Raw genomic sequence first — 13690 nt, 5'->3', positions numbered from 1 at the left:
TTGGGCGCAATTCATCGAAAAATTGTTTTTTAGCTACCTTTAAAGGCTGCAAAGAGTAATTCCATTGATTTCAAAAACCACCATAGATCAGGTATATGAAACTTCCCGGGTAGAGGAAGTGATTGGGGATTTTGTACAGTTGAAGAAATCAGGGTCCAATTTTAAGGGATTGAGCCCCTTTACGGATGAACGCACCCCAAGTTTTATGGTCAGTCCCGTAAAGCAAATTTGGAAAGATTTCAGTAGTGGCAAAGGGGGCAATGTGGTGGCCTTTCTCATGGAGCACGAACATTTTACCTACCCTGAAGCCATTAAGTACTTGGCCAAAAAATATAATATTGAAATAGAGGAGACCGAGCAGACCGATGAACAAAAAGAACAGGCCAATGAACGGGAGAGCATGTATCTGGTCTCGGAATACGCACAAAAATATTTTACCAAAACCCTTTGGGAAAGTGAACCAGGAAAAGCCATAGGGCTCAGCTATTTTAAGGAGCGCGGTTTTACCGATGAGACCATAAGGAAGTTTGGACTGGGATATAGTTTGGATGAGTGGGAGGCTTTTACAAAGTCGGCCATGGAAGAAGGTTATCAATTGGAATTTCTGGAAAAAACTGGACTCACCATTGTTAAGGAGCAGACTGGCGGAGAAACCAAGAAGTTCGATAGATTCAAGGGAAGGGTGATGTTTCCCATACACTCCATGAGTGGCCGGGTATTGGGATTTGGCGGTCGTATTCTTACCAGCGATAAAAAGGCGGCCAAGTACCTCAATTCGCCAGAAAGCGAGATTTATCACAAGAGCAAGGTACTTTACGGGATATACTTTGCCAAGCAGGCCATAGCCAAGGAAGACAATTGTTTTTTGGTTGAAGGCTATACCGATGTCATCCAGATGTACCAGCGGGGTGTTGAAAATGTGGTGTCCTCCAGTGGAACTGCCCTTACGCCGGAACAGATTCGATTGATCAATAGGCTTACCAAGAACATTACCGTACTTTTTGATGGCGATGCGGCAGGTTTGCGCGCATCTCTGCGAGGCATAGACCTTATTTTGGAACAGGGCATGAATGTTAAGGTCTGCACCTTTCCTGATGGTGAAGACCCTGATAGTTTTGCAAAGAACAATACCTATGAGGATTTGGTGCTCTATTTGGAGGAGAATGGCAAGGATTTTATCCAGTTTAAGGCTTCCATTTTAACAAAAGAAGCGGCCAACGATCCTATAAAACGGGCCGATACAGTTCGGGATATTGTAAACAGTATCAGTAAGATACCAGACCGTATCAAAAAAGAAATCTATATTCAGGAGTGTGCCAAAATAATGGCGATTTCCGAAGCTGTGCTCTACAATACCTTGGCCCAGATTGATAAGAAATTGGCGACGGAGGTAAATAAAGCATACAAACAGGAACAGAAAGCCTTTGAAGTGGTTAAAAATGACCCTGTGGTCGAAAAGGTCGATGTTCAATATGAACTGGAGCGCAAGATTATTGAGATGCTACTGCTCTACGGAAACCAGAAGCAAGAGTTTGAGGACTTGGTGTTGAAAGAGAACGAAGAAGGAGAGCTGGTTCTAGAGCCTGAAATTATAGAGGCCAAAGTGTATGAAAAAGTCTATTTGGACCTTCAGGAAGATGAAATTGAACTTACCAACGAACAGTTTAGAGCCATTTACTACAAACTCATTGAAAGTTTGAATGAGAATGAGGATTTTGCAGTGAATACCTTTTTGTCTGAATTGGACCAAGATATCATTTCCGAAGTATCCTCCATTTTAATGGAAGAGGAACAGTACACCTTGCACGATTGGGAACGAAAGGACATCTATCCGAAAGAAAAACAAACCGGAGTGGCACAGCTCGTAGGTGAAACCATTTTGACCTTGCGATGCAACCTAATCAAAAACCGGATTCAAAAACTGCAGGAGCATACTGAGGGCAACAATGGGGACAATAGTGAGGTTTTAGAGGAAATCATGAACTACCTGCAATTGAACAAGTTGTTGAACGCCAAATTGAATAGGGTGTTGTCCTAAACAGAAAATCCTGGACAAATGCCCAGGATTTACCAGCTTTAGTTTGTTTGGGTTGGTTATTTAATAAAGTTCTAAAGCTTTAGCTTGTTGCAGTAGATCCACCAAGTTGTCCACATTTAACTTTTTCATTAAACGGGCCTTGTAGGTGCTTACTGTTTTTTCATTTAGATTGAGCCCTTCGGCTACCTCTTTGTTACGTTTTCCACTGGCCAAAAGCTTTAATACTTCCACCTCTCTGGAGGATAGCTTTCTAAAGAACCTACGTGGTTTTTGTGTGCCTTCATCAAAAGCAAGGCGTTGGGCCAATTCATTGGTGATGAACATGTTGCCTTCGCTTACTTTTTTCACTGCAGAGATGATGTAATCCAAATCGGCTGTTTTTGACAGGTAGCCAAATGCTCCGGCACGTATGGTGCTAAGGGCATATACATCTTCTGATTGTCCACTGTACATGAGTGTCTTAATGTCAGGGAACTCCAACTTCATTTTCCTCAAGGTGGCAATTCCGTTAATTTCAGGAATGTCCATTTCCAACATCACCACATCTGGGGTAACCTTGGCGAGGGCCTCAAATAATTCAGATGTTGTAGAAACATCGGCAATGATTTCAATATCTTGGCTGGATTCAAGCACTTGTTTGATGCCAAGCCTAACAATCGGGTGATTGTCGGCAATCAATACTTTTATCATTCGGTTTGAGTTTAGTCCAATTATTTGGTTAGTTAGTGACTTATTTACCTACACGGTATGGCAGGCAAGATAACAATTTGATGACGTAAAACTGTAATTTTTTTCTTAAAACCATAGAATTTCTATGGTTTTTTTCGTCTTAAATTGGGTTTTCTTGGTCAAAAGGTCACTTTAATTGTTCTGGAATCTCACAAATAGGTATGGGAATCATCTTGTGCTTGTTGGCCGTATTGAATCTTTCATAAATGGAGAAAACTTCTTTTTCCCTACCAGAGAAATCAGCTGCAATTTTTCCTTGGTCATCCATTTTCATGGCCCACTCCAATTCTGGATAAGAGGCCCCAATTTGATCTTCGTCGGTACGGCTATCTCCCCATAGGCCATCCGTGGGAGCGGCATCCATAATATCTTGGTTTACTCCAAGTACCCGCCCCAACTCATAGACCTCTGTTTTTAAGAGGTCGGCAATTGGGCTCAGGTCAACCCCACCATCACCGTATTTGGTATAGAAGCCAACACCAAAATCCTCAACTTTGTTACCTGTTCCGGCCACAAGGTATCCTTCTAAAGCAGCAAAGTAGTATAAGGTGGTCATGCGTAGGCGTGCACGCGTGTTGGCAAGGGACATAAACCTTTCCTCTTCGTTTTCAACCTTTGGGAAGGCAGCTACCAGACTGTCAAAGACAGGGGTCAGGTTTACAGGTTGACGAGATACATTGGAAAAATTTTCCATGAGCCAGTCAATATGCCGATCTGCACGGGTCACCTGATTTTCACCTTGGTGAATAGGCATCTCCAAACACAAAAGGTCAAGCCCGGTTTTGGCGCATAGGGTAGAGGTCACAGCTGAGTCTATTCCACCAGAAACACCAATTACAAAACCCTTGCATTTGGCATTAGTGGCATATTCCCTGAGCCAATTTACTATATGGTCTATTACCTTTTCTGTTTGCATATCGTACTAATTAGATTCAATAAATTACCTTTGTGCCCTGTAAATTTAAACCCTGCTACCTTAAAAATGAAGTGCTTGCCTAAATACTTTCTTTTTTACATTTTGTGTGGTTCTCTTTTATTAACGTTGGGATGCAAGGAAACCGATAAGCGTGAGGAGGAAATTGCCAATATTCCCATTGATCTTGAAGTGTTTCGGTTTGATCGTGAGTTTGCAGAAGCAAAGCCCCTGGATATCCCAAAGTTAAAATCCAAATATCCATATTTGTTCCCAGCGCAGTTTTCGGACAGCATATGGGTGGCCAAGTTGACCGATACCCTTCAAGTTGAACTTTCAGGGGAAGTGGATAAGGCATTTGGAAGTTTTGAGCAGGAAGCCGAGAGCTTGGAATCCCTTTTTAAACACATTAAATATTATTTTCCCAATGTTGTGGTGCCTAAAGTAGTGACCCTTACTTCAGATGTACGCTACAATGACCGTATTATCCTCACAGATACCCTTTTGTTGGTAGGATTGGACAATTATTTGGGACAGGACCATCATTTTTATGAAGGCATCCAACGCTACATTTCGGCAGGATTGGATAAACAGTACTTGGCCTCGGATGTAGCCAGTGCCTTTGCCAAGAAAGTGCTCAACTATCCCAGAAATAGAAGCTTTCTTTCGAGAATGGTGTATTATGGCAAGGAACTATATCTAAAGGATAGATTGCTTCCAGCCAATACGGATGCACAAAAAATTGGATATACCCAAGACCAAATGGATTGGGCCACGGCAAATGAAGAACAGATGTGGCGGTATTTTGTAGAGCGCGAACTGCTCTATAGTACCGACTCCCAATTGGATAGAAAGTTTTTGGACCCGGCACCCTTTTCCAAATTTGGTCTAGAACTGGACAATGAATCCCCAGGGCGATTGGGTCGCTACATGGGATGGCAGATTGTGAGGGCCTTTATGGAAAACAATTCTGTTGGTCTCCAACAACTTTTGGATATGCCGGCCGACGAACTATTGAAAAAATCAAATTACAAACCCAGAAAATAAATGGCAGTAGAACATACTTCGGAAATAAAATTAACGGTAGGATTGGATGAGAACAGGGTTCCCGAAGAGCTCAGATGGTCGGCACAGGATGGCGGTATAGAAAATGAGGAGGCCAAAGCCATGATGCTGTCCGTTTGGGACAGTAAGAACAAAGAGTCCTTAAAGATTGATCTTTGGACCAAGGATATGCCGGTGGATGAAATGAAGCTGTTTTTCCATCAAACCTTGATGACCATGGCGGATACTTTTATGAAAGCTACCCAAGATGAAAAAATGACGGCGACTATGAAGGATTTTTGTGATTATTTCGCCGAGAAAATGGAGTTGAAATAGGAATTATTCACTCAGAGGTTGATCGTATCGGTTAAATTTTGCTTTTTCTTCTCCCAAAAGGTCAAGATGACGTTCCACCTTATCTTTTGTAGGTTTTTGTAGAAAAAGATAGAAAATCAAAAAGGCGGCAATAATCAAGTGGGCAAGGTTTTGGGTATTTTGGAAAATCACGATGCTGAACAAGGCAGGACCTTCCAGAAAAGCATATTTGATGATACTGGCAGTTTGAAACCGAGCCAGTTTTTGGCGTAGACCAAGGTCTTTTGGAATGCTGCCGATCATTTTCTTGAAAATAAAACCTCCCAGAAAAATACCGGTGATGGCTATGAGGGGAATGATAGCCAAAAACACATCTCCCGAATCTGAAAAATCCAAATGGGGATTTTGCACCTGGGTGTAAAAGAAGATGCCCAAAACTACTGGGCCGGCCATGATACCCATGTGCAAAAAGGATAAGGTTTTGATAAAGCTATTGGGGGTGATAGAGGTGGCGGTGTTTTTCATAACTTGGTTTGTTGTATAAAGAAACACAAAATACCGACAAATGTGAAGACCTGCAATTTTTCAGGTGCATTGGAATCTAAACTATGAAAAGCGAAATGCCAAGACTTTTGTTGGTCTACAATGCCGATTCAGGCACCCGAAATGCCATTTTGGACAGCATGCACAAGGTGTTTAGTCCGTCTACCTATGAGTGCAACCTCTGCGACATCACCTATGGCTTGGTTTCAGAGAACAGGGTCTGGAAAAAATTCCGAAAGGAGAGAGGTGGGCAATTAGAGTTTTTACATAAAAACGAGTTCAAAAAGCAATATGCCAGTAAGTTTGGGGCCAAGTTCACATTTCCCATTGTCTTGTTGGAAAGCCAAATGGATTTGGAAGTGTTTATTGCCACGGATGAACTGAACCAGCTTCAAACGGCCCGTGAGTTGGTCGCCTTGGTGGAGCAACGCATAAAAAACGCCCCTTTAAAGGGGCGTGGTTAAGTGGTCTTGTAAATTATCCTATGGCTTCAAGAGCCATGGGGACTTCCATCAATAGTACCCTGCTATCTGTTAGGGCGGTAAGGTCAAAAGAATTGGTTTCCCATAGACCAAAGCCATCGCGTTTCTCCAACCGCTGTCCGTTGATTTCAACTTCACCTTCCAAAACAAAGACGTAAACACCATTCCCCTCCTTTTTTAAAGTATAGGTATCCGAGGAATTGGGTTCAAATCTCCCCAAATGGAACCAAGCGTCTTGGTGTGCCCAAACGCCATCGTCTTTAGGGTTGGGTGAAAGCACTTGATAGAAAGCATTCTCCTTGGCGATATCCCGAATGGAAATTTGGTCGTATCGGGGCTCCACATTTCGTTTGTTGGGAAATACCCAGATTTGGAGAAACTTCACGTCCCTGTCATCATTTTTATTGTATTCGCTATGAAAAATCCCGGTTCCGGCACTCATTATCTGTACATCGCCCTCTTTGATGGTAGTGGTGTTCCCCATACTGTCCTTGTGCTCCAAATCGCCTTCCAAGGGAATGGAAATGATCTCCATGTTGTCATGGGGGTGGGTGCCGAAGCCCTTTCCGGCCGCAACCTGATCATCGTTCAAAACACGGAGTACTCCAAAATGCATCCGCTCTGGATTTTGGTAGCCTGCAAAGCTAAATGTATGGTGACTGTTGAGCCAACCGTGGTCGGCGTGGCCTCTTGTGGCTGCTTTGTGCAATACGGTTTTCATGGTGTTAACCTTCTTGATTTATTAAATACTCAGTTATCCAAAATAAGTCGTAAAAGGCAAAGTTGACTTACAGAACTTGCATAAGGAGAATGGATGGAAACGGCTATGAATTGTTACTGAAAAAATCCTGATTGATTTGATCAATGAATCCCAACAGTTCCTCACGTCCCATCCGGTTTGAAGATGAGGTGGTAAAATGTGGAGGGACTTCTTCCCATGCGCTGTCCAGTAACTTTTGGAGATAAGTGTTGGCCTGTTTCTCTATCACATTGGGTTTAAGCTTGTCCGCTTTGGTGAAAATTATGGCAAAAGGAATCTGATTGGTTCCCAGCCATTCCATAAACTCAAGGTCAATGGGTTGGGGGTCGTGTCGAATGTCCACCAAAACAAAACCACAGACCAGCTGTTTTCTTTTCTGAAAATATTCGGTAATATACTTTTGAAAGGTCTTTTTGTCCTTTTTGGAGACCCTTGCATAGCCATATCCGGGCAAATCCACCAAAAACCAATTGTTGTTGATCTTAAAGTGGTTGATGAGTTGTGTCTTTCCGGGTTTCCCTGAAGTTTTGGCCAAGCCTTTGCGGTCTACCAACATGTTGATCAAGGACGATTTTCCAACATTGGACCGTCCAATAAAGGCATATTCGGGCAACGGTTCATTGGGGCACTTGGCCACACTGGAGTTGCTCATGATAAATTCCGCAGAAGTAATTTTCATGCTTAGAAGTTACGCTTTTTCAACCAAGCCTCAAGAATGCGGTTAAAGTCCTCTGGATGTTCCATCATGGGGGCATGCCCACATTTTTCAATCCAAAACAGGTCGGAGTCGGGTAGTAGCTCATGGAATTCCTTGGCTACGTTGGGAGGGGTTACCGTATCGTTTTCACCCCAGATAATACAGGTGGGTGTGTCCATATGGGGAAGGTCCTTGGACATGTTATGTCGAATGGCGCTTTTGGCAATGGCAAGGGTCTTTACCAATTTCATGCGGTCGTTCACCGTGGCGAACACTTCGTCCACAATTTCCTTGGTGGCCACTTCGGGGTCATAGAAGACATCTTGGGCCTTCTTTTTTATAAACTCGTAATCGCCACGTTTCGGGTAACCATCGCCCATGGCACTCTCATAGAGACCGGAGCTGCCTGTGATGACCAGCGCCTTGACCATTTCAGGGTACATTTTGGTGTGCAATAAACCAATATGTCCCCCAAGGGAATTTCCCAATAAAATTACATCCTTAAGCTTTTTGAACTCGATGAACTCCTCCAAAAACTTGGCAAAGTTCTTTACCGTGGTTTTAAGCAGGGGCATTTCATAAATGGGAAGTTCGGGAATCAATACCTGATAGCCCTTTGACGGAAAATAGTCGGATACACCTTGGAAGTTGCTCAACCCCCCCATGAGACCATGTAGGATGATCATAGGGGTGCCTTCACCCATTTCTATGTATCGGTATTTGCCATCCTTGATTATATGCTCTTCCATCAATAGTCAGTTGGTCGAGGGGCAAATATAGGCATTTCATATAACACAAAATCCAGGTTATGTTATCTCTAAATCATGTTTTTTTAATTCAAGCACTAGCTGAAGACCTAAGGTGCATTTTTATTGGGAGTGCATTTGGGTGCAAATTGTGGGCTTTTAATCAAAAAGTGGGGAATTTATTAACAAAAGTGTCTTTAAGTGGAGAAATGTGGAAATAAAATCAATATATTTGAGTTGTATTAAGTAACCAATTGATTTCTAGTGACCCATATCATCGGACAACATGATTGTAAAGCAGATTCAAAAGGAAGGGTTTTACTGCCTATTTCCTTGAAGAATCAGCTATTGCCTGTTTTGAAGGATGGGTTTGTCATCAAGCGATCTGTTTTTCAGCAATGTTTGGAATTGTATCCCAAGCAGGAATTTGATGTTTTGATGCAGAAAGTTATGAAGAAGAGCAAGATCAACCGTAAGTACGATGCCTTCGTGAGGAACTTCGTGGCGGGTATGAAAGAAGTGGCAATTGATGGGGATTCGGGAAGGTTGCAGATACCCAAAAACTTGGTGGACTACGCCGGAATTGAAAAAGAAGTTGTGCTCAATGCGGTTTTCGATAAGATAGAGATTTGGGATAAGGACAAGTACGAAAAAGTCTTGGCCGAGGGTGAGAAGGATTATGCCGATCTAGCGGAAGAGATCTTTGCAGACGATGAGTAGTCCGTACCATAATCCAGTGCTGTTGCACGAGTCGGTGGACGGATTGAACATAAAGCATGATGGGGTGTATGTGGATGTCACCTTTGGTGGTGGCGGACACTCCAAGGAAATATTGAAAAGACTGGGAGAGGAAGGGAAGTTGTTTGCATTTGATCAAGATGAGGATGCCCTGCAGAATGCCATTGATGATGAAAGGTTTCAATTGATCAATCAGAACTTTCGGTACCTCAAGCAGTTTTTAAAGTTCTATGGCATTCGGAAAGTTGATGGAATCTTGGCAGACTTCGGGGTTTCCTCCCATCAGTTTGATGAGGCTGAACGCGGTTTCTCCATTCGTTTCAATGCAGATTTGGATATGCGGATGAACCGGAACAGCGAGTTGTCGGCATACGAGGTGGTCAATACCTATTCTCCTGAAGATTTAGCATCGGTACTGTTTCAATATGGCGAATTGCGAAATGCAAAGGCCATTGCAAAAACTATTGAGGTATCCCGGTCTGTTGCCCCGATAAAGACCACGGATGAATTAAAAGGTGTCTTGAGTCGGTTTCTGCCCAAGATGAAAGAAAATAAAATCCTGGCCCAAATTTATCAGGCCATCCGGATTGAAGTCAATCAAGAAATAGAGGTGCTCAAGGAGTTTTTGTTGCAAGTGCCCGATATGTTGGAAAAAGGAGGAAGGTTGAGTATGATCAGTTATCACTCCTTGGAAGATAGATTGGTGAAACGCTTCATCAGAGCGGGAAAGTTTGAAGGAGAACCTGAAAAGGATTTTTATGGGAATATAGAGGTTCCCTTAAAAAAAGTGGGAGGACTCATTGTGCCATCAGCAGAAGAAATAGCAAGGAACAATAGGGCGAGAAGTGCAAAACTCCGCATAGCGGAAAGAATATAGGGGACACGATGAGAAAAGGTTTGTTGGACATATTAAAAGGAAAGTTCTTGGTAAGCGGTGATGCTCCCAAGAACTGGTTGTTTTTACTGTTTGCATCTTTTCTGGCTGCCTTGATGATTTCAAGTAGCCATAATGCTGATAAAAAGGTACTGGAAATAGCTGCTTTGAACGAAGAAGTGCGAAAACTTCGGAGTGAATTTGTGGAAGGCCGCTCCCACGTACAACAATTAAAATTGGAGTCCACTTTAAGAAAAACCGTGGCGGAAAAAGGGCTTGTGCCCTCCGAGAACCCACCGAGAAAGATTAAAGTTAAATCAACAGAATAAGACCAGTGGCCATTACTGAAAAAAATATCATGAACAGATTGTACCTCGTTGCCGGGGGACTTTGTGTATTGGCCATTGCCGTGGTGGTGAAGTTGGTAGATATCCAAATGGTGAAAGGGGAGGAGTATAAAGAACTTGCTTTGAGCAAGACTGAAAAAATGTTCACCATAGAACCCAACCGAGGAAATCTATATTCAGAAGATGGGAGTCTGTTGGCGGCATCTGTGCCTAAATATGAGATTCGGTTTGATGCCAAAACAGTTTCTGAAGAAAATTTTCAGAACAATGTGGCTGCACTCTCCGACTCATTGGGAAAATTATTCGATAGGCCATCTTCCTACTATAGGCAATTGTTCAGGAAGGCAAGGGCCAACGGCAACCGTTATAAATTGGTGGCCCGCAATGTAGATTATCTGGATTATGTACGCATAAAGCAATTCCCTTTGTTCAAATTGGGGCCATACAAAGGTGGATTTGTGGAGACACATCGAGTTGTTCGGGAGTATCCTTTGGGCAAAATGGCGGCCAGAAGTATTGGCTATGAAAGGGTGGATGAAAATGGATACTATACCCGTGTGGGACTGGATGGTGCTTTTGGAGAGCCGTATTTGAGAGGAAAAGAAGGCAAGCGTTTGAAGCAAAAAATTGCCAAGGGTCAATGGAAACCCGTTGGTTTGGACAATATAGTGGAGCCTCAAGATGGATTGGATGTAGTTTCTACGATTGATATCAACATTCAGGATATTGCCCACCATGAACTTTTGGCCCAGTTGGAAAAATATAAAGCAGACCACGGTTGTGTGGTGGTTATGGAAACCAAAACGGGAGAAGTTAAGGCCATTTCAAACCTTGGTCGCACTTCCGAAGGAAAATATTACGAAAAACTAAATTATGCCATTGGAGAGTCCCATGAACCGGGCTCTACTTTTAAATTGATGTCCTTGGTGGCAGCTTTGGAGGACAAGGTCATAGATACCAGTACGGTAATCGATACGGAAAAAGGAAGGTATCGTATTTATGATGGGGTGGTAAGGGATTCCAAATGGGGAGGTTATGGTAAGATATCTACCGCCAAAGCCTTTGCAGTTTCATCAAACACCGCATTTGCCAAAATCATCAATGAAAATTACAAAGAGCAGCCCGAAAAGTTCGTGAACCGCCTGATGAATATGGGACTTCATAAAAAATTGGGAGTTCCCATCAAAGGAGAAGGTGCGCCAGTAATTAGATACCCTGGGGATAAAGGGTGGTCTGGAATTTCTTTGGGATGGATGTCCTACGGATATGAAGTGTCCTTAACTCCTTTACAGACCTTGGCCTTTTATAATGCCATTGCAAATGACGGCGAAATGGTAAAACCAAGACTGATCAAGGAAGTAAGGGAAGGAAGTAAGGTAATCAAGAGGTTTGATAGACAAGTGTTGAATCCATCCATCTGTTCCGAAGAGACCGTGGTGAAAATGCAACAACTCATGAAGGATGTGGTCGAGAAAGATTATGGAACAGGGCATAAACTGTACTCCAAAAACTTTTCCATGGCCGGAAAGACGGGAACCTGTCAGAAAAACTATGAAGCCAAAGACCCAGATAAACTGGCCTATATCTCAACGTTTGCAGGATATTTTCCGGCAGAAAATCCAAAATATTCCTGTATTGTGATCATTCACGAGCCCGATAAGAGTGTTGGGTATTATGGTGCAGATGTGTCAGGACCAGTGTTTAAGTCGATGGCACAAAAAATACATGCAATTTCTCCATTGGTAGATGAGGTGGATGAGAATATCCCAGATCATAAAATACTGGATGAAAAATACCAACAGTATTACGCCCAAGCACAAAAAAAATACAGCACCATACCCAATGTGAAGGGAATGAGTGGGATGGACGCAGTTTCCTTATTGGAAAATTTGGGACTGGAAGTGGAGGTACATGGCAATGGAAAGGTGAAAGGGCAATCCATTGAGCAAGGCACAGATATCAAGCAAGTTAAAAAAATAGTACTCGAACTTTCATGAAGTTGTTGAAGGACATATTATATGGAGTAAGCCTTTCAGCGGTAAGTGGCGACACCAACGTATTGGTGAACCAAATCCATTTTGACTCTAGGAAGGTAGAAATGGATGATGTCTTTGTGGCGGTTAGGGGAACCATTACAGATGGCCATGAGTATATCCAGAAAGCAGTTGATTCAGGAGCAAAAGCCATCGTGTGTGAGGAGCTTCCAGAGTTATTGATCAATGGGGTCACTTATAGTAAGGTGTCTGATTGCAATAGTGCATTGGCCATCATGGCTGCCAATTTTTTTGATAACCCTTCCAAAAACCTAAAGTTGGTAGGGGTAACGGGTACCAATGGAAAGACCACGGTAAGTACTTTGCTGTATAATTTGTTCAAAAAAGCGGGATTCAAGGTAGGGCTTATTTCCACTATCAAAGTTATGGTGGACGATACCGAGCATGCTACAAGCCACACTACGCCAGATGTGATTACCATTAATAAGTATCTATCCCAGATGAATAGTATTGGTGTGGAGTTCTGTTTTATGGAAGTCAGCTCTCATGGTATCCATCAAAAAAGAGCTGAAGGACTCCATTTTGCAGGTGCCATTTTCACCAATCTTTCACATGATCATTTGGATTACCATAAAACCTTTGCTGAATATCGGGATACCAAGAAAAAATTGTTCGATGGCCTTCCAAAGAGTGCCTTCGCATTGGTGAATATTGATGATAAGAATGGGTTGGTCATGTTACAGAATACCAAGGCCAAAAAATATACCTACGCCTTAAAATCCTATGCAGATTATAGGGCCCAGATTTTGGAAAAACAGTTCAATGGGCAGTTGTTGAAACTGGAAGACAATGAACTGTGGTCCAAATTAATAGGGGATTTCAATGCCTACAATCTGTTGGCCATTTATGCCACTGCGGATATTTTGGGCTTGGAAAGAATAGAAACCTTGCGCTTGATGAGCGAGTTGGAAAATGTGGATGGAAGGTTTCAATACTACATATCAAAAAATAAAATAACGGCAATTGTTGATTATGCCCATACTCCGGACGCACTAAAAAATGTGTTGATTACGATCAATGCATTGAGGACTGGAAATGAAAACGTCATCACCGTAGTGGGGTGTGGTGGTGACCGTGATAAGTCTAAGCGTCCGGTTATGGGTCATATCGCATCCGAAATGAGCAATCAGGCCATTTTTACCTCGGACAATCCGAGAACGGAATCCCCAGAGGCCATCATTGCCGATATGGAATCTGGGGTTGAGGCCCAGAACACCAAAAAAATACTGTCCATTGAAAACCGGAGACAGGCCATAAGAACGGCTTGCAAGCTTGCGGTGGCCAACGATATAATCCTTGTGGCCGGAAAAGGACACGAAACCTATCAGGAGACCAATGGTGTCAGGGTAGATTTTGATGATTTTAAAGAAGTTAAAGAGGCTTTGGATAGCCAAAATTAGTTTGTAGTCC

The 13690-nt window shown here is 42.7% G+C and carries 15 protein-coding genes; 9 read left to right on the top strand and 6 right to left on the bottom strand.

Going from position 1 to position 13690, the window contains the following annotated elements; genetic code table 11:
• The first annotated feature begins 64 nt into the window (after window positions 1-64).
• Window positions 65-2038 (top strand): DNA primase, encoded by a 1974-nt coding sequence (gene dnaG / locus EZV76_RS10445; protein ID WP_136566491.1) that lies wholly within the window; start codon window positions 65-67, stop codon window positions 2036-2038.
• Between the two features lie 60 nt (window positions 2039-2098).
• On the opposite strand, the gene EZV76_RS10440 is transcribed toward dnaG, so the two are convergent.
• Together EZV76_RS10440 and nadE are read right to left on the bottom strand one after the other, a co-directional pair.
• On the bottom strand, window positions 2099-2728 hold the full coding sequence (locus EZV76_RS10440) for a response regulator (protein ID WP_136566490.1): 630 nt from the start codon (window positions 2726-2728) through the stop codon (window positions 2099-2101).
• Between the two features lie 166 nt (window positions 2729-2894).
• Entirely contained in the window at window positions 2895-3683 is a 789-nt protein-coding gene (gene nadE, locus EZV76_RS10435) for an NAD(+) synthase (protein WP_136566489.1), read from the bottom strand.
• 66 nt (window positions 3684-3749) lie between these two features.
• Here nadE and gldB point away from each other — a divergent pair, with 66 nt between their 5' ends.
• Together gldB and gldC are read left to right on the top strand one after the other, a co-directional pair.
• The gene (gldB, locus tag EZV76_RS10430; protein ID WP_136566488.1) at window positions 3750-4727 is read left to right on the top strand and encodes a gliding motility lipoprotein GldB; all 978 of its coding nucleotides are present in this window, start codon (window positions 3750-3752) and stop codon (window positions 4725-4727) included.
• Window positions 4728-5060, top strand: a complete 333-nt coding sequence (gldC, locus tag EZV76_RS10425) for a gliding motility protein GldC (protein ID WP_136566487.1) — start codon at window positions 4728-4730, stop codon at window positions 5058-5060.
• Window positions 5061-5063: 3 nt separating this feature from the next.
• Here gldC and EZV76_RS10420 read toward each other — a convergent pair whose 3' ends face one another.
• Window positions 5064-5564, bottom strand: a complete 501-nt coding sequence (locus EZV76_RS10420) for a hypothetical protein (protein WP_136566486.1) — start codon at window positions 5562-5564, stop codon at window positions 5064-5066.
• Between the two features lie 95 nt (window positions 5565-5659).
• On the opposite strand from EZV76_RS10420, the gene EZV76_RS10415 reads away from it, so the two are divergent.
• On the top strand, window positions 5660-6046 hold the full coding sequence (locus EZV76_RS10415; RefSeq protein WP_136566610.1) for a GTPase: 387 nt from the start codon (window positions 5660-5662) through the stop codon (window positions 6044-6046).
• Window positions 6047-6059: 13 nt separating this feature from the next.
• On the opposite strand, the gene EZV76_RS10410 is transcribed toward EZV76_RS10415, so the two are convergent.
• The 3 genes from EZV76_RS10410 to EZV76_RS10400 all read right to left on the bottom strand — a co-directional run bounded on the left by EZV76_RS10410 (window position 6060) and on the right by EZV76_RS10400 (window position 8270).
• Window positions 6060-6785, bottom strand: a complete 726-nt coding sequence (locus EZV76_RS10410) for a pirin family protein (RefSeq protein WP_136566485.1) — start codon at window positions 6783-6785, stop codon at window positions 6060-6062.
• 103 nt (window positions 6786-6888) lie between these two features.
• Entirely contained in the window at window positions 6889-7503 is a 615-nt protein-coding gene (gene yihA / locus EZV76_RS10405; protein WP_136566484.1) for a ribosome biogenesis GTP-binding protein YihA/YsxC, read from the bottom strand.
• 2 nt (window positions 7504-7505) lie between these two features.
• A complete protein-coding gene (locus tag EZV76_RS10400; protein WP_136566483.1) occupies window positions 7506-8270 on the bottom strand; it encodes an alpha/beta fold hydrolase in 765 nt (254 codons plus the stop codon).
• Window positions 8271-8531: 261 nt separating this feature from the next.
• Here EZV76_RS10400 and mraZ point away from each other — a divergent pair, with 261 nt between their 5' ends.
• The 5 genes from mraZ to EZV76_RS10375 are packed head-to-tail and all read left to right on the top strand — an operon-like array spanning window position 8532 to window position 13680.
• On the top strand, window positions 8532-8987 hold the full coding sequence (gene mraZ / locus EZV76_RS10395; protein WP_136566482.1) for a division/cell wall cluster transcriptional repressor MraZ: 456 nt from the start codon (window positions 8532-8534) through the stop codon (window positions 8985-8987).
• Window positions 8980-9882, top strand: a complete 903-nt coding sequence (rsmH, locus tag EZV76_RS10390) for a 16S rRNA (cytosine(1402)-N(4))-methyltransferase RsmH (protein WP_136566481.1) — start codon at window positions 8980-8982, stop codon at window positions 9880-9882. Before mraZ ends, rsmH begins: the two co-directional genes overlap by 8 nt.
• Before the next feature lie 8 nt (window positions 9883-9890).
• Window positions 9891-10208, top strand: coding sequence for an FtsL-like putative cell division protein (locus tag EZV76_RS10385; RefSeq protein ID WP_136566480.1), 318 nt, complete (start codon window positions 9891-9893; stop codon window positions 10206-10208).
• 5 nt (window positions 10209-10213) lie between these two features.
• Window positions 10214-12223 (top strand): PASTA domain-containing penicillin-binding protein, encoded by a 2010-nt coding sequence (locus EZV76_RS10380; protein WP_136566479.1) that lies wholly within the window; start codon window positions 10214-10216, stop codon window positions 12221-12223.
• Complete coding sequence (locus EZV76_RS10375; protein WP_136566478.1) at window positions 12220-13680, top strand: UDP-N-acetylmuramoyl-L-alanyl-D-glutamate--2,6-diaminopimelate ligase; 1461 nt, start codon at window positions 12220-12222, stop codon at window positions 13678-13680. The genes EZV76_RS10380 and EZV76_RS10375 overlap by 4 nt, the downstream gene beginning before the upstream one ends.
• Window positions 13681-13690: the final 10 nt, after the last annotated feature.

Source organism: Flagellimonas alvinocaridis, assembly GCF_004916895.1.
Classification (GTDB): Bacteria; Bacteroidota; Bacteroidia; order Flavobacteriales; family Flavobacteriaceae; genus Flagellimonas; species Flagellimonas alvinocaridis.
This window is presented reverse-complemented; position numbering and strand designations above follow the sequence as displayed.

Coding starts and splice junctions, on each gene's coding strand:
- yihA (WP_136566484.1), bottom strand. CDS start 7,503: ATGAAAATTACTTCTGCGGAATTTATCATGAGCAACTCCAGTGTGGCC.
- EZV76_RS10375 (WP_136566478.1), top strand. CDS start 12,220: ATGAAGTTGTTGAAGGACATATTATATGGAGTAAGCCTTTCAGCGGTA.
- gldC (WP_136566487.1), top strand. CDS start 4,728: ATGGCAGTAGAACATACTTCGGAAATAAAATTAACGGTAGGATTGGAT.
- rsmH (WP_136566481.1), top strand. CDS start 8,980: ATGAGTAGTCCGTACCATAATCCAGTGCTGTTGCACGAGTCGGTGGAC.
- EZV76_RS10400 (WP_136566483.1), bottom strand. CDS start 8,270: ATGGAAGAGCATATAATCAAGGATGGCAAATACCGATACATAGAAATG.
- EZV76_RS10410 (WP_136566485.1), bottom strand. CDS start 6,785: ATGAAAACCGTATTGCACAAAGCAGCCACAAGAGGCCACGCCGACCAC.
- EZV76_RS10440 (WP_136566490.1), bottom strand. CDS start 2,728: ATGATAAAAGTATTGATTGCCGACAATCACCCGATTGTTAGGCTTGGC.
- nadE (WP_136566489.1), bottom strand. CDS start 3,683: ATGCAAACAGAAAAGGTAATAGACCATATAGTAAATTGGCTCAGGGAA.
- gldB (WP_136566488.1), top strand. CDS start 3,750: ATGAAGTGCTTGCCTAAATACTTTCTTTTTTACATTTTGTGTGGTTCT.
- EZV76_RS10415 (WP_136566610.1), top strand. CDS start 5,660: ATGCCAAGACTTTTGTTGGTCTACAATGCCGATTCAGGCACCCGAAAT.
- EZV76_RS10385 (WP_136566480.1), top strand. CDS start 9,891: ATGAGAAAAGGTTTGTTGGACATATTAAAAGGAAAGTTCTTGGTAAGC.
- EZV76_RS10420 (WP_136566486.1), bottom strand. CDS start 5,564: ATGAAAAACACCGCCACCTCTATCACCCCCAATAGCTTTATCAAAACC.